This window comes from Mycobacterium szulgai, assembly GCF_002116635.1.
Taxonomy (GTDB): domain Bacteria; phylum Actinomycetota; class Actinomycetes; order Mycobacteriales; family Mycobacteriaceae; genus Mycobacterium; species Mycobacterium szulgai.
Genome location: NZ_LQPW01000019.1, coordinates 249,164 through 273,717, shown reverse-complemented (window position 1 = coordinate 273,717; position 24,554 = coordinate 249,164). Strand labels below are relative to the sequence as shown.

Annotated in this window: 24 protein-coding genes and 1 riboswitch; of the genes, 8 read left to right on the top strand and 16 right to left on the bottom strand. The window is 64.6% G+C overall.

The genetic code is table 11. The annotated features are described in order from the left end of the window. The first annotated feature begins 12 nt into the window (after positions 1-12). Positions 13-192: riboswitch (cobalamin riboswitch) on the top strand. 34 nt (positions 193-226) lie between these two features. After that, positions 227-1,864: a PPE family protein gene (locus tag AWC27_RS05860; protein ID WP_085669612.1), complete on the top strand. Its 1,638-nt coding sequence runs from the start codon at positions 227-229 to the stop codon at positions 1,862-1,864. Between the two features lie 12 nt (positions 1,865-1,876). Here AWC27_RS05860 and AWC27_RS05855 read toward each other — a convergent pair whose 3' ends face one another. Together AWC27_RS05855 and nrdF are read right to left on the bottom strand one after the other, a co-directional pair. Further along, entirely contained in the window at positions 1,877-2,350 is a 474-nt protein-coding gene (locus AWC27_RS05855; protein WP_085669611.1) for a hypothetical protein, read from the bottom strand. Between the two features lie 21 nt (positions 2,351-2,371). Beyond that, positions 2,372-3,346, bottom strand: coding sequence for a class 1b ribonucleoside-diphosphate reductase subunit beta (gene nrdF, locus AWC27_RS05850; protein WP_085669610.1), 975 nt, complete (start codon positions 3,344-3,346; stop codon positions 2,372-2,374). Positions 3,347-3,619: 273 nt separating this feature from the next. On the opposite strand from nrdF, the gene AWC27_RS05845 reads away from it, so the two are divergent. Then, positions 3,620-4,066 (top strand): SRPBCC family protein, encoded by a 447-nt coding sequence (locus tag AWC27_RS05845; RefSeq protein ID WP_085669609.1) that lies wholly within the window; start codon positions 3,620-3,622, stop codon positions 4,064-4,066. Then, positions 4,050-4,610 (top strand): TetR/AcrR family transcriptional regulator, encoded by a 561-nt coding sequence (locus AWC27_RS05840; RefSeq protein ID WP_085669608.1) that lies wholly within the window; start codon positions 4,050-4,052, stop codon positions 4,608-4,610. Before AWC27_RS05845 ends, AWC27_RS05840 begins: the two co-directional genes overlap by 17 nt. Here the strand turns inward: AWC27_RS05840 and AWC27_RS05835 are convergent. The 6 genes from AWC27_RS05835 to AWC27_RS05810 form a co-directional block, all read right to left on the bottom strand. Beyond that, positions 4,578-6,143, bottom strand: coding sequence for a flavin-containing monooxygenase (locus AWC27_RS05835; protein WP_085669607.1), 1,566 nt, complete (start codon positions 6,141-6,143; stop codon positions 4,578-4,580). The two genes, AWC27_RS05840 and AWC27_RS05835, sit on opposite strands and share 33 nt — an antisense overlap. A gap of 131 nt (positions 6,144-6,274) precedes the next feature. Continuing rightward, on the bottom strand, positions 6,275-7,015 hold the full coding sequence (locus tag AWC27_RS05830) for a TetR/AcrR family transcriptional regulator (protein ID WP_085669606.1): 741 nt from the start codon (positions 7,013-7,015) through the stop codon (positions 6,275-6,277). A 131-nt stretch (positions 7,016-7,146) separates the two neighbouring features. Beyond that, complete coding sequence (nrdE, locus tag AWC27_RS05825) at positions 7,147-9,312, bottom strand: class 1b ribonucleoside-diphosphate reductase subunit alpha (RefSeq protein WP_085669605.1); 2,166 nt, start codon at positions 9,310-9,312, stop codon at positions 7,147-7,149. Further along, on the bottom strand, positions 9,282-9,734 hold the full coding sequence (gene nrdI / locus AWC27_RS05820) for a class Ib ribonucleoside-diphosphate reductase assembly flavoprotein NrdI (protein ID WP_085669604.1): 453 nt from the start codon (positions 9,732-9,734) through the stop codon (positions 9,282-9,284). The genes nrdE and nrdI overlap by 31 nt, the downstream gene beginning before the upstream one ends. Before the next feature lie 46 nt (positions 9,735-9,780). Continuing rightward, positions 9,781-10,020, bottom strand: coding sequence for a redoxin NrdH (locus tag AWC27_RS05815; protein ID WP_085669603.1), 240 nt, complete (start codon positions 10,018-10,020; stop codon positions 9,781-9,783). 450 nt (positions 10,021-10,470) lie between these two features. Continuing rightward, entirely contained in the window at positions 10,471-11,034 is a 564-nt protein-coding gene (locus tag AWC27_RS05810; RefSeq protein WP_211281563.1) for an NAD(P)H-dependent oxidoreductase, read from the bottom strand. Between the two features lie 90 nt (positions 11,035-11,124). Here AWC27_RS05810 and AWC27_RS05805 point away from each other — a divergent pair, with 90 nt between their 5' ends. Both AWC27_RS05805 and AWC27_RS05800 read left to right on the top strand, forming a co-directional pair. Further along, positions 11,125-11,724: a TetR/AcrR family transcriptional regulator gene (locus AWC27_RS05805; protein WP_085669602.1), complete on the top strand. Its 600-nt coding sequence runs from the start codon at positions 11,125-11,127 to the stop codon at positions 11,722-11,724. Between the two features lie 9 nt (positions 11,725-11,733). After that, the gene (locus AWC27_RS05800) at positions 11,734-12,801 is read left to right on the top strand and encodes a DNA polymerase IV (protein ID WP_085669601.1); all 1,068 of its coding nucleotides are present in this window, start codon (positions 11,734-11,736) and stop codon (positions 12,799-12,801) included. On the opposite strand, the gene AWC27_RS05795 is transcribed toward AWC27_RS05800, so the two are convergent. Together AWC27_RS05795 and AWC27_RS05790 are read right to left on the bottom strand one after the other, a co-directional pair. Then, complete coding sequence (locus AWC27_RS05795; RefSeq protein ID WP_085669600.1) at positions 12,764-13,636, bottom strand: SDR family oxidoreductase; 873 nt, start codon at positions 13,634-13,636, stop codon at positions 12,764-12,766. The genes AWC27_RS05800 and AWC27_RS05795 overlap by 38 nt on opposite strands. 64 nt (positions 13,637-13,700) lie before the next feature. After that, positions 13,701-14,345 (bottom strand): TetR/AcrR family transcriptional regulator, encoded by a 645-nt coding sequence (locus tag AWC27_RS05790; protein ID WP_085669649.1) that lies wholly within the window; start codon positions 14,343-14,345, stop codon positions 13,701-13,703. Between the two features lie 121 nt (positions 14,346-14,466). Between AWC27_RS05790 and AWC27_RS05785 the strand changes: the two genes are divergently transcribed. Next, positions 14,467-15,945 carry a cytochrome P450 gene (locus tag AWC27_RS05785; protein ID WP_085669599.1) on the top strand — a complete coding sequence of 493 codons (1,479 nt, stop codon included), beginning with the start codon at positions 14,467-14,469 and terminating at the stop codon, positions 15,943-15,945. 15 nt (positions 15,946-15,960) lie between these two features. Here the strand turns inward: AWC27_RS05785 and AWC27_RS05780 are convergent, their stop codons facing one another. Next, entirely contained in the window at positions 15,961-16,494 is a 534-nt protein-coding gene (locus AWC27_RS05780) for a 2-isopropylmalate synthase (RefSeq protein WP_085669598.1), read from the bottom strand. A 356-nt stretch (positions 16,495-16,850) separates the two neighbouring features. Here AWC27_RS05780 and AWC27_RS32615 point away from each other — a divergent pair, with 356 nt between their 5' ends. Further along, positions 16,851-16,976 (top strand): hypothetical protein, encoded by a 126-nt coding sequence (locus AWC27_RS32615; RefSeq protein ID WP_264079079.1) that lies wholly within the window; start codon positions 16,851-16,853, stop codon positions 16,974-16,976. A 321-nt stretch (positions 16,977-17,297) separates the two neighbouring features. Here AWC27_RS32615 and AWC27_RS05775 read toward each other — a convergent pair whose 3' ends face one another. The 3 genes from AWC27_RS05775 to AWC27_RS05765 all read right to left on the bottom strand — a co-directional run bounded on the left by AWC27_RS05775 (position 17,298) and on the right by AWC27_RS05765 (position 21,007). Continuing rightward, a complete protein-coding gene (locus AWC27_RS05775) occupies positions 17,298-18,257 on the bottom strand; it encodes a sensor histidine kinase (protein WP_085669597.1) in 960 nt (319 codons plus the stop codon). A gap of 121 nt (positions 18,258-18,378) precedes the next feature. Then, a complete protein-coding gene (locus tag AWC27_RS05770) occupies positions 18,379-19,806 on the bottom strand; it encodes a FadR/GntR family transcriptional regulator (protein WP_085669596.1) in 1,428 nt (475 codons plus the stop codon). Between the two features lie 7 nt (positions 19,807-19,813). Beyond that, a complete protein-coding gene (locus AWC27_RS05765; protein ID WP_085669595.1) occupies positions 19,814-21,007 on the bottom strand; it encodes a thiolase family protein in 1,194 nt (397 codons plus the stop codon). Between the two features lie 51 nt (positions 21,008-21,058). On the opposite strand from AWC27_RS05765, the gene AWC27_RS05760 reads away from it, so the two are divergent. Then, positions 21,059-21,391 (top strand): Zn-ribbon domain-containing OB-fold protein, encoded by a 333-nt coding sequence (locus AWC27_RS05760; protein WP_085669594.1) that lies wholly within the window; start codon positions 21,059-21,061, stop codon positions 21,389-21,391. Between the two features lie 88 nt (positions 21,392-21,479). On the opposite strand, the gene AWC27_RS05755 is transcribed toward AWC27_RS05760, so the two are convergent. Beyond that, positions 21,480-23,654, bottom strand: a complete 2,175-nt coding sequence (locus AWC27_RS05755) for an acyl-CoA dehydrogenase family protein (protein ID WP_085669593.1) — start codon at positions 23,652-23,654, stop codon at positions 21,480-21,482. Positions 23,655-23,725: 71 nt separating this feature from the next. After that, positions 23,726-24,484 (bottom strand): SDR family NAD(P)-dependent oxidoreductase, encoded by a 759-nt coding sequence (locus AWC27_RS05750; RefSeq protein ID WP_083111990.1) that lies wholly within the window; start codon positions 24,482-24,484, stop codon positions 23,726-23,728. Between the last annotated feature and the right edge of the window lie 70 nt (positions 24,485-24,554).

Genomic DNA, 24,554 nt, shown 5'->3' with positions numbered 1-24,554 from the left:
GCGCGCACACGTGGCCGTTGGATGCGACAATGTCGCGCGTAAGGCAATGACGATGCAGGAAGCCGGTGCGAAGCCGGCGCGGTCCCGCCACTGTAATCGGGGAGCGACCCTCACAAGCCACGGCCACCGGCTGGAAGGCGAGGCGAGCGGCGATCCGAGAGCCAGGAGACTCGCGTCATCGCGTACTGCTACCCGGGGCGGTGCACCCCGAGAGAGCTGACCCGCCATGACGCTTTGGATCGCGTTACCTCCAGAAGTGCATTCGTCGCTGCTGAGCAGTGGGCCGGGACCGGGGCCGCTGCTGGTATCGGCCGAGGCCTGGCACTCGTTGAGTGTCGTCTACGCCGAGACGGCCGACGAGTTAGCCGAGCTGCTGGCCGGGGTGAAAGCAGGATCCTGGGACGGTCTCACCGCCACCGCATATGTGGCCGCCCACGCGCTCTATCTGACGTGGCTCATCCAGGCCAGCGCTGACGGCGCAGCGATGGCCGCCCGCCAGGAAGCCGCGGCCACCGGCTACACCGCCGCCCTGGCCACGATGCCGACCCTGGCCGAGCTGGCCGCCAACCACGCCACTCGAGCGGCGCTGGTGGCGACGAATTTCTTTGGCATCAATACGATTCCGATCGCGCTGAACGAAGCCGACTACGCGCGCATGTGGATTCAGGCGGCCACCGTGATGAGCGTCTATCAGGGTGTCGCCGCTGCCGCTGTGGCCGCCGCGCCGCAGACCACACCGGCGCCGCAGATCGTGAAATCCAATGCGGCCGCAGCCGCGGATTTGTTCGCCACACCCCCCGACTGGCAACAGCTGATCCTGCAATTCCTGCAAGACATCGGGTATACGGCCTTCTACGACAATGTCATTCAGCCGTTCATCAATTGGCTGGCGAACATCCCCTTCCTGCAAGCGCTGTTCGCGTTCGATCCGTATCTGCTCATCCTCGGCAATCCACTTACTTACCTCAGTCCGCTCAACATCGCGTTCGCCCTTGGCTATCCGATGGACATCGCGACGTATGTCGCCCTGCTCTCAGAGACATTCGCGTTCATCGCAGCCGATCTTGCCGCGGCCTTCGCGTCGGGCAATCCCGCCACTATCGGTTTTGCCCTGCTGTTCGCCACCGTCGAAGCTGTCGGAACGATCATCACCGACACCATTGCGTTGCTGAAGACACTGCTCGAGCAGACGCTGGTGCTGCTTCCGGCGATTGTGTCGCTGGTAGCCGCCCCAATGGCGTCGGTGGCTACCGCCTCGGTATTGGTGCCCATCGGTGCCAAGGGCTTGGCAGCCCTGGTTGCAGTGCCGCCTGCACTGCCGGTTGCGCCAGCCGCACCGCCCGTCGCCGCGCTGGCGCCGAGCATTCCGACCTCTCCCCCTACCCCGTCGCCGGCTCCCCTCGACGCGAGCGCGGCGGCGTCCACGTCGGCCCCGCCACCGCCCTCGGCAACCGCGCCACCGCCGGTGACCGGTGCGGGTCTGAGTCTGGGGATGGGTGATTTCGGCTACCTGCTGGGGGGCTTGAGCGCCGATGCCAAGCGAACGGTGAATTCCGGCGCCCGGAAGAAGGCGCCGGAACCCGACAGCGCAGAGGTCCCCGCGCTCGCGCCGGCCGTCGGCGAGCAGGCGCAGGCTCAGCGGCGCCGCCGGGCCAAGACCAAACAACTCGGCCGAGGCTACGAATACATGGATTTGGAGCCTGACGGCGTGGCAGCCTCAGATCAGGATGCGGGGCCTCTGGGGTTCTTCGGCACCGGCCACAAGGTCGGGGGCGTGGCGGCCGGGTTGATCACACGCCCGGGCGATGCGTTCGACGAAGGCCAGCGCATGCCGGTGATGCCGAGCACCTGGGAAACCGATTGATCTAGCCCGAAGCTATTGGCCGTTCTCCTCGCGCAGGGCTTGCATCGCCAAGTCGTTGAGCAACTGCCGGCCCCAGGCGGTGCGTAACTGTGGCAGCAGCGCGGAGACGACACCCGCGGCGGTGAGCGCAAGGCGCAACAGACCGTCGGGTGCCCTGTCTGCGTCACGGAGCACCTCGTACTCGGCGCTGGGATCTCCCGAATGTTGTGCCATTGCCATGCGGGCCACTAGCCGGTTGTCACGGTCGAGGTCGATCTCGTCGTCGGTAGACGCCAAGGTCAGGGTTTCGCCGATCTCCGCAACTTCGTCCGGTTCGCACAGCTGAGCCACCAGTTGCCACAGGATCGACACGGTGGCGCGGATCAGCTGTGGCAGCCGGTCAGTCGGGATGACTTCATCGTCGACGATGACGCGCATGCCCGCTACGTCGCCGCGCTCACCATGCTGGATGAGCGCCAATGCGCGACGGAAGTCTGCCGCACCCACGCTCTCGTCACTGCTCAAACTTTAGAAGTCCCAGTCCTCGTCCTCGGTGACGACGGCCTTGCCGATCACGTAGCTCGAGCCGGAGCCGGAGAAGAAGTCGTGATTTTCGTCGGCGTTGGGTGACAGTGCGGAGAGGATCGCGGGATTCACGTCGGTCTCGTCCCGGGGGAACAGCGCCTCGTAGCCAAGGTTCATCAGCGCCTTGTTCGCGTTGTAGCGCAGGAACTTCTTCACGTCTTCGGTCAGCCCGACCTCGTCGTAGAGGTCCTGGGTGTACTCAACTTCGTTGTCGTACAACTCGAAAAGCAGCTCGTAGGTGTAGTCCTTGAGCTCAGCGCGCTTCACCTCGTCGACCAACGCCAGACCGCGCTGGAACTTGTAGCCGATGTAGTAGCCGTGCACGGCTTCATCGCGGATGATCAGCCGGATCATGTCGGCGGTGTTGGTCAGCTTGGCCCGGCTCGACCAGTACATCGGCAAATAGAACCCGGAGTAGAAGAGGAAGCTTTCCAGCAGCGTGGAAGCAACTTTGCGCTTGAGCGGTTCGTCGCCGCGGTAGTACTGCAGCACGATCTCGGCCTTGCGCTGCAGGTTGGGGTTCTCCTCCGACCAGCGGAACGCATCGTCGATCTCGGCGGTCGAGCACAACGTGGAGAAGATTTGGCTGTAGCTCTTGGCGTGCACCGACTCCATGAACGCGATGTTGGTGTAGACGGCCTCTTCGTGCGGGGTCAGCGCGTCGGGGATCAGGCTGACCGCCCCCACCGTGCCCTGGATGGTGTCCAGCATCGTCAAACCGGTGAAGACCCGCATCGTCAGCTGCTTCTCATTGGCCGTCAGCGTGCCCCAGGACGGGATGTCGTTGGACACCGGCACCTTCTCGGGTAGCCAGAAGTTGCCGGTCAGCCGGTCCCACACTTCGGCGTCTTTTTCGTCTTGCAGCCGGTTCCAGTTGATCGCTGAGACCCGGTCGATCAGCTTTGCATTTCCAGTCACCAGAACCCCACTTCACCAGGACGATTGGCTGCCGTACTTAGACCTCAGACACTACCCCTGGTGTCTGACAAGCCGGCGGAACACAAGAAGTTGTGTTTGCGTGTCGCAATCACATCTGTCACACCGACCGGTGCGCCCGCGTCGGTACCCAACTTTGAAAGCTGATACATCGCGTGTGGAATTCGGTGGTGACAACTCTCATCGTACCGATGTGACCGCTGTGACGAGAAGCGCTCCTATGCAGAACGCCTCTTTTTATGTACCATTTGGTACATGATTACCGAGGACAGTATCGAGATCGATGCGCCGCCGCATCTGGTATGGGAGGTGTTCAGCGACGTCGAGCGTTGGCCCGAGTGGACCGCCTCGGTGACAGCCCTGGCCGCCGTGGACGGACCCGGCCTCGCGGTGGGCAAACGGTTCGCGATCAAGCAGCCCCGCATGTCGAAGCTGGTTTGGCAGGTCACCGAAATCGACCCCGGCTCGTCCTGGACATGGGTGCAGCGCGCCCCCGGGGCGTTTGCCAGCGCCCGCCACGAGGTGATCGCCCAACCGGGCGGCCGCACCCTGGTCCGCCAACGGATCGATCAGCGCGGCCCACTCGGTGCCCTTGTTGGCCGGCTCATGATCACAATGACCAAGCGCTACCTCAAACTCGAAGCCCAAGGCCTCAAGGCCCGGTCTGAGCAGCTCAGCCGCGCCGATGGCGCGCACTCCTGACCTAGAGCGGCGCCGATCGCTCCTCGATGCGCTCGTCGAGGAGTTCGCCGCGGGCGGCGTCGGCGAGCGGTCACTACGCGATGTGGCCGCTGCGGTGGGCACCAGCCATCGGATGTTGTTGCACCACTTCGGGTCTCGCGAGGATCTGCTCGTGGCGATCGTCGAGGAGGTAGAGCGCCGCCAGATGAGCCTGCTTACCGAATTGCCGACGACCCCAGCCGAAGGATTCGCCGCGATGTGGGCCGACGTCCGGCGGCGCGAGCTGCGCCAGCTCGAGCGTCTCTTCTTCGAGTGCTACTCCCGCGCAGCCCAGGGCGAAAGGCCTTTTGACCGGATGGTTCCCGGTGCCGTCACCGGCTGGCTATCCGAGGTCGAGGCAGTCGCCGGCGACGCGTTCGATCCCGCGATGGCCCGGCTGGGGCTGGCCGTCACCCGCGGCCTGCTACTCGATCTCGTGGCCACCGACGACGATGCCGGCGTGGATGCGGCCGCGAAAGCCTTTGCCGAACTCTTAGGCGGAAACCGTCCGGCGGTTGGCGCGTGAGCCCTTGCCCAAGCCGAGCAACTGATACTCGTCAAGATTGACTTTTCGAGTCTCCCGCCAGTATTGCCAGGTGTAGCCGCCCCACAGCACGGTGTTCTTGCCATGCTCGTCGAGATACCAACTGCTGCACCCGCCGCTGTTCCATACCGAATGAGACAGCTTGCGCTGCAACTCCTCGTTGAAGCGATCCTGCGCCTCGCGGGTGGGGGCCAGCGCCTGCGCGCCGAGCTTGTCACACTTGGCGATCGCATCGGCGACATAGCGGATCTGCGATTCGATCATGAACACCACGGAGTTGTGACCCAGCCCGGTGTTGGGCCCCAGCAGGAAGAACAGGTTGGGCATGTTGGCGACGGTGATACCCCGGTGGGCGCCGATGCCCTCGCGGTTCCACCGGTCCACCAGGTCCTCGCCGTGCTCGCCCTTGATCTGGACGTAGGTGTAGGAGTCGGTGACGTGGAAGCCGGTGGCGTACACGATCACGTCCGCCTGGTGTTCGACGCCGTCGGCGGTGACGATCCCGTCACGGGTGATTCGGCTGATGCCCTCGGTGATCAGCTTGGTTTTCGGGTCGGCGACGGCGCCGTAATAGGTGGAGGAGTTCAGGATTCGCTTGCAGCCGATGCGGTACTTCGGGGTCAGCTTGCGGCGCAGCTCGCGATCCTTGACCGAGCGCCGAATGTTCAGCTTGCAGTAGCCCTCAATGAATTTCAGCGCGTTGGGCCGCTTGGTCATGCCGAACGCCAATGCCTCCTGCGCCCAGTAAATGCCTAGCCGCACCAGCGCCCGCAGCCCGGGCACGTTCTCCATGGCCCGACGCAACGCGACCGGGATTTCGGGGTTGGAACGCGGCACCACCCACGGCGGCGTGCGCTGGTAGAGCTGCAGTTCGGCTACCTGCCCAACGATTTCGGGCACGATCTGGATCGCGCTCGCGCCGGTACCGATGATCGCCACCCGCTTGCCGGTCAGGTCGACACTGTGGTCCCACTCCGCGGAATGGAAAGCGGGACCGGCAAATTCGTCGCGGCCCTCGATCTCGGGGAAGGACGGAACGTGCAGCGCACCGGCCCCCGACACCAGGAACTGGGCGACATATTCACGACCGTCGACGGTGAACACGTGCCAGCGGTATTCGTCATCGTCCCAGTAGGCGCGATCGACTAGGGAGTTGAACTCGATGTAGCGGCGCAGCCCGTATTTCTCGGTAACTCCCTTGAGGTAGTCCCAGATTTCGGGCTGAAGGGAGAACGGATTCTTCCAGTCCGGCTTGGGTTCGAACGAGAACGAGTACAGGTGCGACGGGATGTCACAGGCGCACCCGGGATAGCTGTTGTCTCGCCAGGTACCGCCAATGTCGTCGGCCTTCTCCAGGATCACGAAATCGGAGCTGGAGAAGCCCTGCTTTTGCAGCGCGATGGCCATACCCAAACCGGAGAATCCGGTCCCGATGATGACGGCACGCGTGTGTACAGGGGATTTGTCGCCTTGATTCGCTCCGGCTTCGGTAGCCGGGCTCACGACGTCGGTCATGGTAGCTGGTCTTTCCTGTTGTGGGTTGGCGCGGCGATGGGCGCCTCATTGAACGCAAATACCCAGTACCCAGGGTATCGGATATAACTGAGTGTCATCGATCACCGCGATGATGTCAACGGTGCCGGGAACTAGCTCACCGCAGGATTGCTCGGCACCGCGTCGTGAATGGGCCGTTGGGGATCCATGGCAATGCCGAGCGTCTCGGCGGTGCCGACAACGACGCCCATCATGATCGTCGTCAGGTGAGCAACGAACTGCTCGCGCGACATCCGGCGCGGGCTGGCCGGCTCTGGGCCCAACCACCACTCGGTGGCCGACGCCGCTGCCCCGAAGGCACTGTGCGCGGCGAGTTCGAGCGCTGCGCGATCGAGGTCCATCTCACGCATTTCGTTGTTGAACAACTCGGCAAAGGTCAGGGTGATCTCGCGGCCTTCGTTCAGCGTGCGCACCGTCGCCTCCGACTGCTTTGCCGAGCGACCCTGAATGAAGACCCGCAGCACGTTGGGATGTTGGTCGACAAGGATGACGTACTCCTCGACGCTGCGCCGGATCACCTCGCGGGCCGAGTCGGTGGCCAAGTTGATCGACGGGAAGATCGCGGCCCACAGCATGTCGCGCAGGCGCTCCCCGATCGCCACGAACAAATCTGATTTATCGGCGAAATGACGGTAGATCTTGGGCTTGGCCGTGCCGGCTTCTTCGGCGATCTCCCGCACGCTGAGCTCTGGGCCGAGGCGGTCGATGGCGCGGAAGGCCGCATCGACGATTTCGCTGCGCACCTTCTTACGGTGTTCGCGCCAGCGTTCGCTGCGCGCGTCGACCTTCACGCCCGGATTCGGGCTCGGATGGAGCCGGCTCGTTCTGCGCACGTCAAGCACCTTACTCCGTCGCACGGGCTGACCTGCGCAGACTTGTCGCCGGACCGCTCATCGACTGAGAATCTCACGACGCAACACGTCGCGAAGCGGTCGCCGGATTCACGCTCGGGCCGCCGCAGCGCCTACAGCATGCAGGACACGCAGCCCTCGACCTCGGTTCCTTCCAAAGCCATCTGACGCAGCCGGATGTAGTACAGCGTTTTGATTCCCTTGCGCCAGGCATAGATCTGCGCCTTGTTCACGTCGCGGGTGGTGGCGGTGTCCTTGAAGAACAATGTCAGCGAAAGCCCTTGGTCCACATGCTGAGTGGCCGCGGCGTAGGTGTCGATGATCTTCTCGTAACCGATCTCGTAGGCGTCCTGGTAGTACTCCAGGTTGTCGTTGGTCATGTAGGGCGCCGGGTAGTAAACCCGCCCGATCTTGCCTTCCTTGCGGATCTCGACCCTCGACACGATCGGGTGAATCGACGACGTCGAGTGGTTGATGTAGGAGATCGATCCGGTCGGCGGCACCGCCTGCAGGTTCTGGTTGTAGATGCCGTGGGCCTGCACCGATTCCTTCAGCCGCTTCCAGTCGTCCTGCGTCGGAATGCGGATATCGGCGTCGGCGAACAGCTGGCGTACCTTGTCGGTCTTGGGCTCCCAGATCTGCTCAATGTATTTGTCGAAGAACTCTCCCGACGCGTACTTCGACCGCTCGAACCCCTTGAAATGTGTGCCGCGCTCGATAGCAATGCGGTTCGAGGCGCGCAGCGCGTGATACAGCACCGCATAGAAGTAGATGTTGGTGAAGTCGATGCCTTCTTCGGAACCGTAGAAGATGCCTTCGCGCGCCAGGTAGCCATGCAAGTTCATCTGGCCCAGCCCGATCGCGTGGGAGTCGTTGTTGCCCTGCTCAATTGAGGGCACCGAGGTGATGTGCGTTTGGTCGCTCACCGCGGTGAGCGCGCGGATGGCCACCTCGATCGTCTGGGCGAAGTCCGGCGAGTCCATCGTCTTCGCGATGTTCAGTGAACCCAGGTTGCACGAGATGTCTTTGCCCACTTTGGCATACGACAAGTCCTCGTTGAACAGCGACGGCGTGGACACCTGCAGGATCTCCGAGCACAGGTTGCTGTGCGTGATCTTGCCCTCGATCGGGTTGGCGCGGTTCACCGTGTCCTCATACATGATGTACGGGTAGCCGGACTCGAACTGCAGCTCGGCCAGCGTCTGGAAGAACTCGCGCGCCTTGATCTTGGTCTTGCGGATCCGCGCGTCGTCCACCATCTCGTAGTACTTCTCGGTCACCGAGATGTCGGCGAACGCCACGCCATAGACACGTTCGACGTCATAGGGCGAGAACAGGTACATGTCATCGTTCTTCTTGGCCAGCTCAAAGGTGATATCGGGGATCACCACGCCCAGGCTCAGCGTCTTGATCCGGATCTTCTCGTCGGCGTTCTCCCGCTTGGTGTCCAGGAAGCGGTAGATGTCGGGGTGGTGCGCGTTGAGGTACACCGCGCCGGCACCCTGCCGCGCACCGAGCTGGTTGGCGTAGGAGAACGAGTCCTCTAGCAGCTTCATGATCGGAATGACGCCCGAGGATTGATTCTCGATGTTCTTGATCGGCGCGCCGTGCTCACGAATATTGCTCAGCAGCAACGCAACTCCGCCGCCGCGCTTGGACAGCTGCAGCGCGGAGTTGATCGACCGCCCGATCGACTCCATGTTGTCCTCGATGCGCAGCAGAAAGCAGCTCACCGGCTCGCCGCGCTGCTTCTTACCCGAGTTCAGAAACGTCGGGGTGGCCGGCTGAAAACGGCCGTCGATGATCTCGTCGACGAGCTTCTCGGCCAGGCTGGTGTCGCCGGCCGCCAAGGTAAGCGCCACCATCACGACACGGTCCTCGAAGCGCTCCAGGTACCGCTTTCCGTCGAAGGTCTTCAGCGTGTAGGACGTGTAGTACTTGAACGCCCCCAGAAACGTCGGAAACCGGAACTTCTTGGCGTACGCCCGGTCCAGCAGCGTCTTGACGAAGTTGCGCGAGTACTGGTCGAGAACCTCACGCTCGTAATAGTTTTCCCGGATCAGGTAGTCGAGCTTCTCGTCCTGATTGTGGAAGAAGACCGTGTTCTGGTTGACGTGCTCTAGGAAATACTGCCGCGCGGCCAGCACATCCTTGTCGAACTGAATCTTGCCGTCCTTGTCGTACAGGTTCAGCATCGCATTCAGCGCGTGGTAGTCCGTCTCCTCGGCCACCGCGTGCGTGGCGACGGCTACAGGCTCTGCAGTGACGGTTGGTGGCACGTCTGTTCCTTCCAGAATTCAGCGAGACCTGCGCGAACGGCGTCCACGTCGTCCGGAGTGCCCATAAGTTCGAAACGGTAAAGATAGGGAACGCCACATTTGCGGGAAATCACGTTGCCCGCGTAGGCGAACTCGGCACCGAAGTTGTTGTTGCCCGCGGCGATCACGCCGCGGATCAACGACCGGTTGTGCTCGTTGTTCAGGAAGGCGATGACCTGCTTGGGGACATAGCCGCCATTGTTGATGTCAGGAGTGGCCTTGCCGCCGCCGTATGTGGGTAGCACCAGCACGTACGGTTCGTCGACCTCTATCCGCCCGTGCAGCGGTATCCGCGTGGCGGGAACCCCCAGCTTCTGCACGAAGCGGTGGGTGTTCTCCGAAACCGAGGAGAAATAAACCAGGTTGCGCTCTGCGCTCTCCATGGCACCGCAACCTCCCTGTCTATCTCTCTGCCAATCCTGAGCCGGGCTACGCGGTGAGCGCGGCCCCGGCGAGCGCCTTGATCCGGTCAGGACGGAAGCCCGACCAGTGGTCGTTGTCGGCCACCACGACCGGAGCCTGCAGATAACCCAATGCCATCACGTAGTCCCGCGCCTCAGTGTCGAGGCTGATGTCAACCTTCTGGTAATTGATGCCCTGCTTGTCCAGGGCCTTGTAGGTGGCGGTGCACTGCACGCATGCGGGCTTGGAGTACACAGTGATGCTCATTGCCGCTCCTTTGCGGAAGTGGGGGACTTGACAGACTGGCAACTACTCAATCGGAAGATCTGCACTAACTTCAGCGCTCCGTCAAGCCCCAAGATTCCCGTTCCGCGGCGGCCATGTCGATCGACCTGGCGATGCCGATTCCGGGAAGTTCATCGACCCCCGCGAACCTGATGGGAGCTGGTGAACCTGGGACCTGCCGGCTCCCGAAACACTACACCTGGGGGGTGACAACACGAAGAGATACAAGATGTTCGAAAGAACATTCTTGAAATTCCCAGGTCGTAAGCCTGTCTCGGGCGTGTCGTCGGCGTGTCGCAGATCACAACCGCCACTCGTGGTATCCATGCCGTCCGGTATATCAGCAGCCTCCGACAAGATCGGCGCAACCAGCGCATTGTCCAAAAGCCAGCAAAGCCGCCAGCGAACCGCTGGCGGCTTATGTAGCCGCTGTCAGCTGACCTCGGCCGCGAGCTTGCCGACCACGTCGCGCACATTCGCCGACAACTCGGCATGCTCCGCCGGCGCCTTGCCTTCCAGGGTCGAGAACGGAACCGACAGTTCGATCGCCTCAACCACCCGCGCGCCGGCGATGCCGAACGACTTGCGCGTCTCGTCGTGCGCCCATACCCCGCCGTACCGACCCAGGGATCCACCGATCACAGCCAGTGGCTTGTCTTTCAGCGCGCCGTTGCCGAAGGGCCGCGACAACCAGTCGATGGCATTCTTGACGACCGCCGGGATGCTCCCGTTGTACTCCGGGGTTACCACGAGGGCGGCGTCGGCCTCGGCTGCCGCGGCACGCAACGCGGCCACCGGGCCGGGCGCGCGGTCGAGGGTACTGTTCATCGCGTCGTCGAGGTCCTCGTTGTAAAACGGCAGCTCGGCCAGCCCGTCAAAGACGGCGACGGTTACGCCGTCGGGCGCCAGGGCCGCCGCCAGCTCGGCGATCTGACGGTTGATCGACGCGGCGCGCAGGCTACCCACTAACGCCAACACCTTGATGCTTCCAGCCACTGTCCGGTTCCCTTCGATTAATGGTCTACATCTTCGCACGACCCAACCGGACTGTAGTCCGCTTTATTCCAGTCGCGTTAAAGTGCAGGAATGAGCGGTGTCGAATTGCCCGTATCCGCGCCGCAACAGGCCCCGCCGGAACGGGGCGACGCCGCGCGCAATCGGGCCCTGCTGTTAGACGCCGCCCGCAGCCTGGTGGCCAAGCGCGGCGCGGACGCGGTCACCATGGACGACATCGCCACCGCCGCCGGCGTCGGCAAGGGCACCCTGTTCCGGCGCTTCGGCAGCCGCGCCGGCCTGATGATGGTGCTGCTCGACGAGGACGAGCTGGCCAGCCAGCAGGCGTTTCTCTTCGGTCCGCCGCCACTGGGCCCCGACGCACCGCCACTGGATCGGCTGGTCGCCTTCGGCCGGGAACGGATCTGCTTCGTCCACGCCCATCACGAGCTGCTGTCCGAAGCCAGCCGCGATCCGCTGACCCGGCACGGCCCACCGGCCGCGGTGCAGCGCACCCATGTGCGCGTCCTGCTGCAATCGGCTGAGACCACCGGCGATCTCGATGTTCAGACCGATGCGCTGCTGGCGCTGCTCGACGCCGACTACGTGGAGCATCAGCTCGCCAGCGGCCATACGCTCGAATCGCTGGGCGACGCGTGGGAGAGCCTGGCGCGCAAGCTCTGTGGACGGTGACAGACCTCGATGCCCGCCTGGATTCTGCACATCGACCTCGACCAGTTCCTGGCATCAGTCGAACTGCGCCGCCGCCCCGAGCTGGCCGGAGGGCCGGTCATCGTCGGCGGCAATGGAGATCCGACCGAACCCCGCAAGGTCGTCACGTGCGCCTCCTACGAGGCCCGTGAGTTCGGGGTGCACGCCGGCATGCCGCTGCGCACCGCTGCGCGCCGCTGCCCCAACGCGACGTTTCTGCCGTCGGATCCAGCGGCCTACGACGCGGCGTCCGAACAGGTGATGGGGCTATTGCGCGACCTGGGATACCCGCTCGAGGTGTGGGGCTGGGACGAGGCCTATGTCGGGTTGGCAGATGGGGATCCACGCGAGCTCGCCGAACAGATCCGCACCGTGGTGTCGTCGGAAACGGGCCTATCCTGCTCGGTCGGCATCAGCGACAACAAGCAGCGCGCCAAAGTGGCCACCGGCTTTGCCAAGCCCGCCGGAATATTCACCCTCACCGACGACAATTGGATGACGCTGATGGCCGATCGGCCGGTGGACGCACTGTGGAGCGTCGGCCCAAAGACCGCGAAAAAGCTTGCCGCACTTGAGATAACCACCGTCGGTCAGCTTGCGCACGCCGATGGGGAGCTGTTGACATCCACCTTCGGCGTGCGCACCGGGCTGTGGCTGCTGCTGCTCGCCAAGGGCGGCGGCGACAGCCAGGTCAGCGCCGACCCATGGGTTCCGCGCTCTCGCAGCCACGTCGTCACCTTTGCGCACGATCTCATCGACCGAGCCGAAATGGATTCGGCGGTAACCGAATTGGCGCAGCGCGCGTTGGCCGATGTACTGGCCTCGGAGCGAATCGTCACCCGCGTCGCGGTGACCGTACGCACCGCGACGTTCTACACCCGCACCAAGATCCGCAAGCTGGATACGCCAACCACCGATGCCCAGATGATCACCAGCGCCGCGCTGCGCATCCTGGATCTGTTCGACCTGGACCGCCCGATCCGGCTGCTCGGGGTGCGCCTGGAACTGGAAATGCCCAGCCTCAGCGCGGCACCGGATGGGGCCGAAGTGCGCGGGTGAAGAACACGTTGGCTTGGCGCATCGCGACGCTGTAGGGCCACCACGCGAGCCGCTTGAAGGCATACAGCGCCCGGATGTCGGCCGAGGTGTAGATGAGGTATCTGTTCTTGGCGACCCCGGCCAGGATTTTCTCGGCGGCCTTCTCCGGCGACACGGCATGACCAGCGAAACGGTCGACCCACCGCCGAACCCGGGGATCCTCGCGGTCGACGCCGGCGATCTCGACGGTATTGACCAGTGGGGTCTTGACCGCACCCGGCACCACAACCGACACCCCGATTCGGTGACGGGCCAAATCGAAGCGCAGCACCTCCGAGAGTCCCCGCAATCCGTACTTGCTGGCGCTGTAGGCGGCATGCCACGGCAGCGCAACCAACCCGGCCGCCGATGACACGTTGACCACGTGCCCGCCCCGGCCCGCTGCCACCATCGGCGGGACGAACGTCTCGATGACGTGGATCGGTCCCATTAGGTTGATCGCGACCATCCTGCTCCACTGATCGTGAGTGAGCCGGTCGACGGTCCCCCAGGCCGAGACACCGGCGATGTTGAGCACCACATCCATGCTCGGATGGGCGGCGTGGATGTCGGCGGCGAATCTGGCCACCTCGTCGTAGTCGGAGATATCCAGCACCCGATGCGCCGGTACCTGCGCACCTAGAGCGCGGGCGTCGGAAACGGTTTGCCCCAATCCATCGAAGTCACGATCGGTCAAGTAGAGTTCGGCACCTTGTGCGGCGAGCCGCAACGCGGTGGCCCGCCCGATGCCACTGGCCGCACCGGTGATGAAGCAACGTTTGCCCGCGAAGTACCGTCCGGATGTGGTCTGCGCCATGCTCGTGACGATACCGGCGGCCTCAACGTGCCGATTTGGGCGTCACGCGTACCACCGCCCTGCGTTAGTGCGCCTTGCCGCCCCATAACGCGGTGAGCCACATCTGTTCGAGCACCCGCACCCGGCGCTGCACGTCATCGTCGCGGCCGGCGAAAAGCGGGTCACCGGTAAGCATCAGCGCGGTGGTCGCCGCCAGGGTGCGGATCAGCGTCGGCAGATCCGTGCTGATCGGGTGCGCCGTTCCGGCCTTCATCTCGGCCTCGACGACGCCGACGATTTCGCGCAGCACAATCTCGAACTGCTGATCGAGTAAATCGCGTATCTCCACGTCGCTGTGGCGGGCGACATTGCAGGCCGTCATCACCGGGTCATTGTTCGCATACACCGCGGCCGCACTGCCCACCATGCGCTTGGCGAACTCCTCGGGCGACTCACCCGGCTGGCGAGGCGCGAAGTACTGGGTGAGCTCTTCGAGTTCCTCAGCGGCCTCGGCCAGGATCTGGGCGAGTACTGAGTACTTGGAATCGAAATAGAAGTAGAAGCCCGATCGCGCAACTCCGGCCCGAAGGCTGATCGTGCTGACCGACAGCTCCGAGAACGGCTTCTCCTGCAGCAGTTCACGCACTGCGCGCAGGATCGCCTGGCGCTGCTTGTCACCGCGCCGTGTAGTTGCCGGCGCTAACTGGTCGGGCGCGGTGGCTTCACGCATATCATGCGGGGTACTCACCCTAAAGACCTTGCACCACAGCAGGACAAAAGCAAACTTGACAGGCGTCAAAAACATCTCAAAACTGGGTGTGACGGCTGCCATAATTGCCAAAGGAGCGTCAATGGCGACGATCAGCACCCCGGCGTACCTACTTGACCAAGCCAAGCGCCGGCTCACGCCATCGTTCAACAACTTCCCAGGCATGGGCTTTGTCGAACACACGCTGCGCCACACCCAGTTCCCGGAGACGACGCTGGCCGACCCGCCGGAGGGCAGCGACTTGAAGCCGGTTCTCGGCGACGCCGGGCTGCCGATCCTGGGTCACCTCATCGAAATGCTGCGCGGCGGCCCGGACTATCTGCAGTTTCTGTACGAAACCAAGGGACCGATCCTGTTCGCGGACTCACCGATTCTGCCGTCCGTCGTGGCACTGGGCCCAGACGCCGCGCAAGCCCTCTACTCCAACCGCAACAAGGACTACTCACAACAGGGCTGGGTGCCGGTGATCGGCCCCTTCTTCCACCGCGGACTGATGCTGCTGGATTTCGAAGAACACATGTTTCACCGGCGCATCATGCAGGAGGCCTTCGTCCGGACGCGGCTGGCCGGCTACGTCGAGCACATCGACCAGGTCGCCTCGCAGGTGACCGCCAACGACTGGGTAACCAACGACGCCCGCTTCCTGCTCTACCCGGCGATGAAAGAGCTCACCCTCGACATCGCCTCAATGGTGTTCATGGGCCACCAACCCGGCACCGACCATGAATTGGTCACCAAAGTCAACAAGGCCTTCACCACCACGACGCGCGCCGGCAACGCCATCATCCGCACCAGCGTGCCCCCGTTCACCTGGTGGCGCGGGCTCAAAGCTCGCCACCTGCTGGAGAATTACTTCCAGGAACGCGTCAAAGAACGCCGCGGCAAAGAGGGCAACGACCTGCTGACGGTGCTGTGCCACACCGAGGACGAGGACGGCAACAGCTTTTCCGACGAGGACATCGTCAACCACATGATCTTCGTGATGATGGCCGCCCACGACACCTCCACCTCGACGGCCACGACCATGGCCTACCAGCTGGCCGCCCACCCCGAGTGGCAAGAGCGCTGCCGCGACGAATCGGCCCGCCTAGGCGACGGACCTTTGGACATCGAATCGCTGGAAAAGCTCGAGTCCCTCGACCTGGTGCTCAACGAATCGATCCGTCTGGTCACCCCGGTGCAGTGGGCCATGCGCCAAACCGTGCGCGACACCGACCTATTGGGCTACTACATACCCAAGGGCACCAACGTGATCGCCTACCCCGGGCTCAACCATCGCTTGCCCGAATTCTGGACCGACCCAATGGCATTCGACCCAGAGCGATTCACCGAGCCCCGCAACGAACACAAACGCCACCGCTATGCGTTCACCCCGTTCGGCGGCGGGGCGCACAAATGCATCGGCATGGTATTCGGACAGCTGGAAGTCAAGACGATCATGCACCGGCTGCTGCGCCGCTACCGCCTGGAACTGCCCGCGCCCGATTACCGCCCGCGCTGGGACTACGGCGGCATGCCGGTGCCGATGGACGGCATGCCGATCGTTCTGCGGCCGCTTTAATTTCGTCGCGAGAACTCAAGCGATCAGCCGGTTGGCGCACGTGATCACCGCACGCAGGGCGGATTGAGTAGGGTCATCGGCCCAGCCCATTGCCCATTCCGAGCGGACGCCGTTGGTGCCGCAGACGAAGGTGGCGGTGTATTCGGCCGATCGCATCTGGTGAAACCGCAGTGTTTCCACCGCGATCCCGCGCTCATGCAGCATCGCGGTGAGCGCTGCGACCGGTCCGCTGGCGGCGGCGGTCGAGGTGCTGATCCGATCGCCGTCGGCGATCATCGCCCGGAAGTTGCGAAGCTGCGGGCCCAGCCGCCCGGCTGGCCGCGCGGTATCGGTGCAGGCCCAGTGCCCCAGCCGAAGCGGACCGCTGTTTGGGGCATAGGTCGCGGCGAAGTTCTCCCACGACATCCCGCCGGCTTGTTCGCGTAGCCCACGCGGCAGGGGGCAGCCGAAGTGGCCGCCGAACCACGCGGCGGCGACTCCAGTCGGGCAGGGATCTTCAGACGGAGTCTGAAACGGGCCCCGAAATGGACCCTGAAATGGAGATGTCATTTGCGTCGGTCTTCTCTGGTCAGCAGGGCGACCGACGGTAGTAGCTTCCGACCCACAGCGGGGGGTCGGTCTGGATCAGACCCCGCTGCGGGTGCTGGCTACTACGGCACGCTTGACAAGACGCACGAGCGGTGACACTAGACCCCCCGCTTCTGTCACGCAAGTGCCTTTTCGGCATTTCGCCGGCGGGACCGCGCTCGCCACTGCGATGGCTGATGAAGTGCCCTTTTCGTGCGAAAACGGCTCGCCGCAAGGTGTGACGGCGATAACATCCGAAGACGGCGGTAATCGCCGGTTATTGGTGTGGTCAAGCGAGAAAGGCGCGATCAATGGGGGCGAGGAAAACCAGCAAAAAAATGCAGGTGCTTCGGACGGTCGTAGCGGTGCTGGCTGCGGCCTTCGCATTGCTCTCGGCAGGCTGCGCGGCCGAGGGCGGCGCGTCGTCCACCGTCAACGGCGGGGTCGGTACCAGCAGCAGTTGAGCGCACGCCGGCGCTCAGCCCACAAATGTCGGGGGTGAGTCCGCCGGGGACCACTGCGCGCCAAGCGCATCGGGTGGCCGAATTTTCGGCCGGTCCCCGGCGGCTCGATAAAGTTCGGCAACGCGAGAAAGGCACCAAATATGAGGGCGAGGAGCAAGTTCTTCACTCTGATCGCGGCTTTGCTGTTCGCCGTGTACGGGCTGGCGGCCGCCGGCTGCAAGGGCACACTCGACTCCCCACCTGTGAACGAACGGGTGCCAGCCGTCCCGGCACAACCGGAAGTGCCGAGCTAACCACCAACCGACGCGGCTCCTACCGCGCCTAGCGCGACGGGCTAAGCCGAAGGTAGGCCTGGATCGTCGTGCCGTTTGTCGTGGTGTGGGTGCGCACCAGGTCGGCCATGGCGTTGACCAGGAACAGGCCGCGACTGGCAGAGCCACCGGGGCCCGGGTCTTGCCGTCCCACCAGTAGGTTGTCGAGCCGTCCCTGGTCGCGGGCCTCGCAGACCAGGTGATCGTCGTGCCGCCAAAAGGCCAATTGGCACGCCCCGCCGGTGTACTGCAGGCTGTTGGTGGCCAACTCGGTGGCAATCATCTGTAAATCGTCGATGCCGTCCGGGGACAGCCCGACCCAGCCGGCGTAGTCGACGGCGAAGGAGCGGGCGGGCCGCAGGTCTGTGCTCGTGCGCACGGTGTATGTGACGGCTCCCGGATTCGGTGGCAGCGGCTGGTTGCAGCGCGCCAGCGCATCCTGCGGCGCGTACTCGGCGCTGTGATACGCCGCCCCGCACTTCCACAGCAAAGGGTGTGTCCTGCGAGCCTCGGCCAGTACCTCTTCCTCTAACCGCTCGGCGTCATAGAGGCACAAACCCATCACGTTCTGATTTTCGAACGCTCCGTTGATCAACGCCTCGTGCTGCGCGCAGGCCAGGCACTCGTCGGCGTTACGCCCGGGCCAGACCAGCTGGCTGACGATCCGTACTCGCTGTTCACCGTATTCGGTGGCAAAAGCGCTCTCCATTGCCAAAAACCGGCTCGGATTGCGGGCTGCTTCGCAGATGTCGACAACCCGCAGCTCGGCCGTGGATCCGGCGCGCGCGGCGTTCAGCTCCGGACGAAGCAGCGCCAGCCGCTCGCCGGGCACGGCAACCAGGACCGGCTCGTCCACGGCAAAGCCGTCGGCAACGAACCGCACGACGAAATCCAGATACTCCCGTTGGGAGTGATAGAACAGCGCCGAGTGGACGAAGCTCCGTTGCTTCGTCTCGGTGATCGTGGTCATCCAACGCCCCCGCTACGTCAATGTGGCGACCCTCTGCTGGATCGACCAAGCACTTGTGCTTCTACATACCCCGGACGCGCGTTAGCTATGCGCGCCGGCGCAATTCGGGCGGATCACAATTTCACAACCACCAGGATGCGGCGGCGTCAAGATGACGGCGGATGCGGTAGCGGGCCAAGCTGTCGTCGCCGCGGCCGATCGCCTCGAGAATCCGCAGGTGAGCGTGCTCCACGGCGACGACGTCCGACCAGGCCGGCAATGCTTGCCCGGTACTGGACCAGTGCCGCCGAAACAGCTCGACAATTATCCGCAAGAAAAGGTCGAGCAGTGCATTGCCGGCCAATTCCGCCAGCCCGACATGAAAGCGAAATTCCTCGGCCGCGGCGGTGCGGACGTCGTCTGTAGCGGTGTCGAATGCGGGCCCCTTGGAATGCAGAAAGGCCGTGACCTCAGGGGCGGTGCGGCGTTTGACGACTTTCGCGACGTTGTCGATCTCGATGGCATCGCGGACACAACGCAGGTCTTCTCGGCTCGGCTTGCGGTACTGCAGATACAGGGCAATGGTGTCGATGCTGGCCTGAGCCTTCGGCGTCGCGACGATCAACCCCCCGCCGGGCCCTCGACGCATATCGGCCACCGCGTGATATTCGAGTAGCCGCACCGCTTCCCGCAGCACCGAGCGGCTCACACCATAGCGCTGCAGCAGTGCGGTTTCAGTTCCGAAGACCGAGCCCACCTGCCAGCCGTCGGCGGCGATATCGTCGCCGATGGTGGCCGCCAGCGCCTCGGCGAGTTTGCCGCGCGGGGCCTCGACGTCGGGCCGCCGCATCCAGCGCGGTGCCCGCCCCGCTTGGTTGCCGTGCTGGTGGCGCTGCAGCCACACGGTAACTGCTTCCACATGTCGCTCGGTGAGGGTCTTGGCGCGCGCCATGTCGCCGGCGGTGACGGCGGCGACGATCTCGGCGTGGTCGTCGCGCATATGGTCGACGGCCTCGATGGCCTCGTCTGCCGAGGCGGTTCGCGACTTGCGGACGTATCGCCTGGTGAGCCTCATCAAGACTTCGATGAACAGCGCCAGCACCGGGTTATTTGATTGCTCGGCGAGCGTGAGGTGAAACTCGTCGCGCAGGGCCGGTAGACCCGGTTTCCACTGCCGTTCGGCGTGCAACACCGCGCGCAGCCGGTCGATGCCGGATTCGTCGATGTGTTCTGCGGCAAGCGAAGCCGCCAACGGCTCGAGCACCAAGCGCGCGTTGAGCAGGTCGTCGAGGGAGGTGCCCAGGTATTCCAGATAGATGACGACCGCGCGGGTCGCCGGACCGGCATCGGGCTCGCAGACGAACAATCCGCCGTTGGGTCCCCGGCGCATCCGCGCGACCTGATGGTGCTCGACGAGACGAATGGCCTCGCGCAGCACCGATCGGCTGACCGAATAGCGTTGTTGCAGAGCGGATTCAGAGCCCAACGAGGTTCCGATAGGCCAGCCGCGGCGCACGATGTCCGCCTCGATGAGGCGGGCGATTGTTGCCGCGCGTTTGTCGGTGCTCATCGACGTGTCAGCACGTGAGCAGCAGGCAGCCTGCGACCGGGCCACCGCCGACGGACACCACACCGACCTCCGGACGCTGGATCACCTGCCGCTCCCCCGCCTCGCCGCGCAACTGCAGGCAGCCTTCGTGCAACGCCCAATACCCGTGCATCCGCCCGGCCGAGAGCTGGCCGCCATAGGTGTTCAGGGGTAGCTCACCGTCGCGGGCTATTCGCGCACCGCCCTCGACGAAGGGGCCGGCCCCGCCATCGCCACATATGCCGAGGGCTTCCAGCCAGGCGATGGTGAGAAATGTGAAGCCGTCGTACAACTGCGCGATGTCGAGGTCGGCGGGGGTGTATTCGGTGCGCGACCACATCTGCGCCGCGGCATCCGACATCGCCATCTTGGGATAGTCCTTGCGGTGGAACCAGCCGCCGGCACCGTCGGACCCGCCGATCGCTTCGACTCGTACCGCGCGGTGTGGGCAGTCGGTCGCGTACTGCGCGTGCGACACCACCACCGCGACGGAACCGTCAATGGGCACATCGCAATCCAGCAATCCGAACGGCGTCGACACCGGACGGGCACCCAGATAGTCGGCCATCGTCATCGGGTCGCGGTACACCGCAAGGGGATTCAGCGCCGCGTTACGCCGTCCGTTCAGAGCGATCCAGCCCAGCTGCTCCTTAGTGGTGCCGTACAGCTCCATGTGCCGACGGCAGTTCAGCGCCAGCCAATTAGCGGCGGAATAGGCCTGTGCGGCAACAAGGTCGGTGATGTCATCCATTGCCCCGACAGCGGGACGCGGTTCACCCTCCGGCGTTTCGAACATGCGCGCAAGCGACGAGGCCGGCGCGTTCTCGTCCTGTTTGACCGGCACCGTGCCACCAAGCATCTGTATGGTCCGGTAGACCACCACGTGCCGGGCGCGCCGTTCGGCCACGGCACGGCACGCCGACATCACCGGGCTCAGCAGGCCACCGGTGCCGAATCCGGATCCGCAATCGGCGGCGTCGATCTGTAGTACTGCGGTTACCTCGGCGGGCGGGGTGTCACCCAGGGTCGCTATGCCGTCGATGTCAGCAGGCCGCAGGCCGGCGTCGATGATCGCGGCCCGCACCGCCTGCATGGTCAGCTCCAGCCCCGCGATGCCGGTGCGACGGCCGATTCGTGAAATACCGATGCCGGACACGATCGCGTTTTTCTCGAAGTAGCTCATCTGCACCGTCCATAGGCGTACACCGAACTAATAGAGTGTACTGTATTGCTGGTGTCCGCCGAGCTGCTGATCGAGCACTGCGCCGCGTGCGCGCGGTGGGTGCATCCCGCTACCGGCGAATGCCGTGATTGTGGGGCGACGCTGGTGGCACGCCCCGTTTCCGGACATGGCACGGTATTCACCTACACGGTCAACTATCACCCGTACAACCCCGACGTGCCCACGCCATATGTCATCGCGCTGGTCGAGCTCAGCGAGCAGAGCGGGCTGCGGGTGGCCGCCAATATCGTTGGCTGCGAACCAGAGTCGGTGGTCTGCGGAATGCCGGTCGCTATCCGGACCGAGAAGGGTGCCGGCGGCGCTCCGTTGTTCGCCCCGGCCTAGCTGGCGTCCCACTGCACGAGCGTGCGCAGAACGCCACTGCGCGCGGCGTGTCGCTGGGCAGACACGCACGCTCGCGGGACAACGGGAGTCAGTTGATCAGTGGGTCGCGGGGCATGCCGAGAATCCGCTCGGCGATCTGGTTGCGGGTCACCTCCGAGGTGCCGCCGGCGATCGCCATGCCCCGGGCACCCATCACCATGCGGCCGGCCAGCGCACCCGGTCCGTCCATCAGGGCGATGTCGGGGCCCAACAGCGCCGCCGAGATCGCCGCGCCCTCGATCATGTGCTCGGCGAGCTTAAGTTTGGTGACATTGCCTTCCGGGCCCGGTCCTGCGCCTTCGACGCTGCGGGCGGCGCGGCGCAGGTTCAGCAGCCGCAGTGCGTGGTCGTCGGCGAGGAACGATCCCACCCGGATTCGCCCGCCCGCCAACCCATCTGGCCGCTGTTGCACCCCCTTCACCAATTTGGCGCCCAGCCCTTCGTAATATCCCCCACTGCCCCCGATGCTGACCCGCTCATTGCCAAGCGTTGCGCGCGCCACCGTCCATCCGGAGTTGGGCGCGCCGACGACGTCCTCGTCGGGAACGAACAGGTCGTTGAAGAACACCTCGTTGAATTCCGAGCCGCCGGTGATCTGGCGCAACGGCCGCACCTCGACCTCGGGTGCCTTCATGTCGATGATCACCGTGGTGATGCCGGCGTGTTTGGGGGCATCGGGGTCGGTGCGCACGGTGGCCAGGCCACGCGCGCAATACTGCGCTCCGCTGGTCCACACCTTCTGCCCGTTGATCTTCCAGCCACCCTCTACCCGGGTGGCTTTCGTCTTGACCGAGGCCGCGTCTGAACCGGCTTCGGGTTCGGAGAACAGCTGGCACCAGATCTCGTCCTGGCGCAGCGCTTTTTCGACGAATCTTTCGATCTGCCAATCGGTTCCGTGCTGGATCAGGGTGAGGATCACCCATCCGGTGATCGAGTAATCGGGACGCTTGATACCCGCTGCGCGAAATTCTTCCTCGATCACCAGCTGCTTGACCGCGTCGGCCGCCAGGCCCCACGGCTTGGGCCAGTGCGGCATGACGTAACCCGTCTCGATCAGCTTGTCGAGTTGCGACTCCTTGTCCAAGGCGGCGATTTCGGCCGCGTCAGCACGGATCTGGGTACGCAGTTCCTCGGCCTCGGGCGGCAGGTCCAGACTGTTGGCCCGGATGGCACCGGCCGCGGTGCGGTCGAAGACGTCGCCGGCCGGGGCGTCGCCACCGAACAGTCCGGCGATCACCAGCGCCCGCCGCAGATGCAGATGCGCGTCGTGCTCCCAGGTGAAGCCGATGCCCCCGTGCACCTGAATGTTGAGTTCGGCATTGCGCGCGTAGGCGGGCAATGCCAGCGCCGCGGCCACCGCCGAGATCAGGCGGAACTGGTCTTCGTCTTCGGATTCGGCACGCGCGGCGTCCCACACCGCGGCGATCCCCGACTCGCTGGCCACCAGCATGTTCGCGCAATGATGTTTCACCGCTTGGAAAGTGGCGATGGTGCGGCCGAATTGCTGACGCACCTTGGCGTAGCCGACGGCCGCATCGACGCAGTCCGCCGCGCCGCCGACCGCCTCGGCGGCAAGCAGGGTGCGCGCGCGGGCCAGCGCCGACTCGCGGGCGCCCGGCAGGACATCGCCGGCGGCCACGCTCACGTTATGCAGCCGAACGCGTCCGCAACGCCGGGTCGGGTCGAAGTTGTCCGGCACGTCGACCGATACGCCGTCGCGGCCGGGTTCCAGCACCAGCACGTCGTCGCCGGCGGCTACCAGCAACAGCTCGGCCAGACCGGCACCGAGCACGACCCCGGCCTCGCCGTTGGCGATCCCGTTCGGGCCGTCGGACACCTGGATATCGCCGCCCAGGCCGATACCGGCGGTGACGGTACCGTCGATCAGGCCGGGAAGCAGCCGCGCTTTCTGTTCGGCCGTACCGTCTTTGGCGATCACCGCCGAGGCGATCACGGTCGGCACGAACGGACCCGGGGCCACCGCGCGGCCGAGCTCTTCGATGACCACCACGAGTTCGGGCAGCCCGTAGCCAGAGCCGCCGTGCTCCTCCTCGATGTGCAGACCGAGCCAGCCGAGCTCGACCAAGTCGTGCCAGAAGGGCGGACGGGCCTCATCCGCCGCGTCGAGCAGCGAGCGCGCCGCCCAGCGCGCCTTCTGTGCGGTCAAAAACGCGCGGGCCACCTCGGCGAGTTCGCGATGGTCGTCGGTCAGTGCGATACCCAATGCGGGCCCTCCTCGCAGCGCTGCTGATTACCTAAAGAGTGTACTCAATGCGCGCGGAGGCTCGAAGGCGGCTACTTGGGTGCGAACCGCTGCCCGGCGTCCAGTCGCAGACACTGGCCGTTGAGCATCGGGTTGTCCACGATGGCCGCCACCAACTTGGCATACTCCTCGGGCCGACCCATTCGCTTGGGGAAGGCCGCGTCGCGCACCAGCATGGCCGCCATATCGTCGGGCACCATCGCGGTCAGGCCCGTCAGAAACAGACTCGGCGCGATTGCGAGCACCCGGATGCCCAACGAGCCCAGGTCGCGAGCCATGGTCAGGCACATACCGGCGATGCCGGCTTTGGCGGCGGTGTAGGCGACCTGACCGATCTGGCCTTCGAAGGCCGCGATCGACGCGGTGTTGATGATGACACCGCGCTCTTCGTCTTCGGGCTCGTTCTTGCTCATGTGCGCGGCCGCCAGCCGGCTGATGTTGAAGGTCGCGATGAGATTGAGATCCACCACGGCGCGAAAGGATTCGAGATCGTGCGGCCCGGACTTGGTCATGGTGCGCTTGGCGATGCCGCCGCCCGCGGTGGTCACCGTCACGTGGAGTCCACCGAGGTCGTCGACGGCGGCCTGGAGGGTCTCCTCGGTGCCGGTGAAGTCGGTGACGTCGACCGGGTAGAACTTGCCGCCGAACCCGTCGGCAACGGCCTTGCCGTCGGAACCCTCGCGGTCCAGCACGGCCACCTGTGCGCCACGCTGGGCCAGGAGTTCGGCACTGGCCCGACCCATCCCCGACGCGCCGCCGATCACGACGACCTTCTTCCCGCTGATCTCCATCCGGACCTCCCTTGTGTGGCGTGTCAGAATCACGATAATTTGTAACGCTAGCGTGTCCGCGCCACCGGGT

Bases quoted from the DNA above. Each gene is read 5' to 3' on its own strand.
- AWC27_RS05860 (WP_085669612.1), top strand. From the start codon at position 227: ATGACGCTTTGGATCGCGTTACCTCCAGAAGTGCATTCGTCGCTGCTG.
- AWC27_RS05845 (WP_085669609.1), top strand. From the start codon at position 3,620: ATGATTACCGAGGACAGTATCGAGATCGATGCGCCGCCGCATCTGGTA.
- AWC27_RS05840 (WP_085669608.1), top strand. From the start codon at position 4,050: ATGGCGCGCACTCCTGACCTAGAGCGGCGCCGATCGCTCCTCGATGCG.
- AWC27_RS05835 (WP_085669607.1), bottom strand. From the start codon at position 6,143: ATGACCGACGTCGTGAGCCCGGCTACCGAAGCCGGAGCGAATCAAGGC.
- nrdI (WP_085669604.1), bottom strand. From the start codon at position 9,734: ATGGAGAGCGCAGAGCGCAACCTGGTTTATTTCTCCTCGGTTTCGGAG.
- AWC27_RS05815 (WP_085669603.1), bottom strand. From the start codon at position 10,020: ATGAGCATCACTGTGTACTCCAAGCCCGCATGCGTGCAGTGCACCGCC.
- AWC27_RS05805 (WP_085669602.1), top strand. From the start codon at position 11,125: ATGAGCGGTGTCGAATTGCCCGTATCCGCGCCGCAACAGGCCCCGCCG.
- AWC27_RS05800 (WP_085669601.1), top strand. From the start codon at position 11,734: ATGCCCGCCTGGATTCTGCACATCGACCTCGACCAGTTCCTGGCATCA.
- AWC27_RS05795 (WP_085669600.1), bottom strand. From the start codon at position 13,636: ATGGCGCAGACCACATCCGGACGGTACTTCGCGGGCAAACGTTGCTTC.
- AWC27_RS05790 (WP_085669649.1), bottom strand. From the start codon at position 14,345: ATGCGTGAAGCCACCGCGCCCGACCAGTTAGCGCCGGCAACTACACGG.
- AWC27_RS05785 (WP_085669599.1), top strand. From the start codon at position 14,467: ATGGCGACGATCAGCACCCCGGCGTACCTACTTGACCAAGCCAAGCGC.
- AWC27_RS05780 (WP_085669598.1), bottom strand. From the start codon at position 16,494: ATGACATCTCCATTTCAGGGTCCATTTCGGGGCCCGTTTCAGACTCCG.
- AWC27_RS32615 (WP_264079079.1), top strand. From the start codon at position 16,851: ATGCAGGTGCTTCGGACGGTCGTAGCGGTGCTGGCTGCGGCCTTCGCA.
- AWC27_RS05775 (WP_085669597.1), bottom strand. From the start codon at position 18,257: ATGACCACGATCACCGAGACGAAGCAACGGAGCTTCGTCCACTCGGCG.
- AWC27_RS05770 (WP_085669596.1), bottom strand. From the start codon at position 19,806: ATGAGCACCGACAAACGCGCGGCAACAATCGCCCGCCTCATCGAGGCG.
- AWC27_RS05765 (WP_085669595.1), bottom strand. From the start codon at position 21,007: ATGAGCTACTTCGAGAAAAACGCGATCGTGTCCGGCATCGGTATTTCA.
- AWC27_RS05750 (WP_083111990.1), bottom strand. From the start codon at position 24,484: ATGGAGATCAGCGGGAAGAAGGTCGTCGTGATCGGCGGCGCGTCGGGG.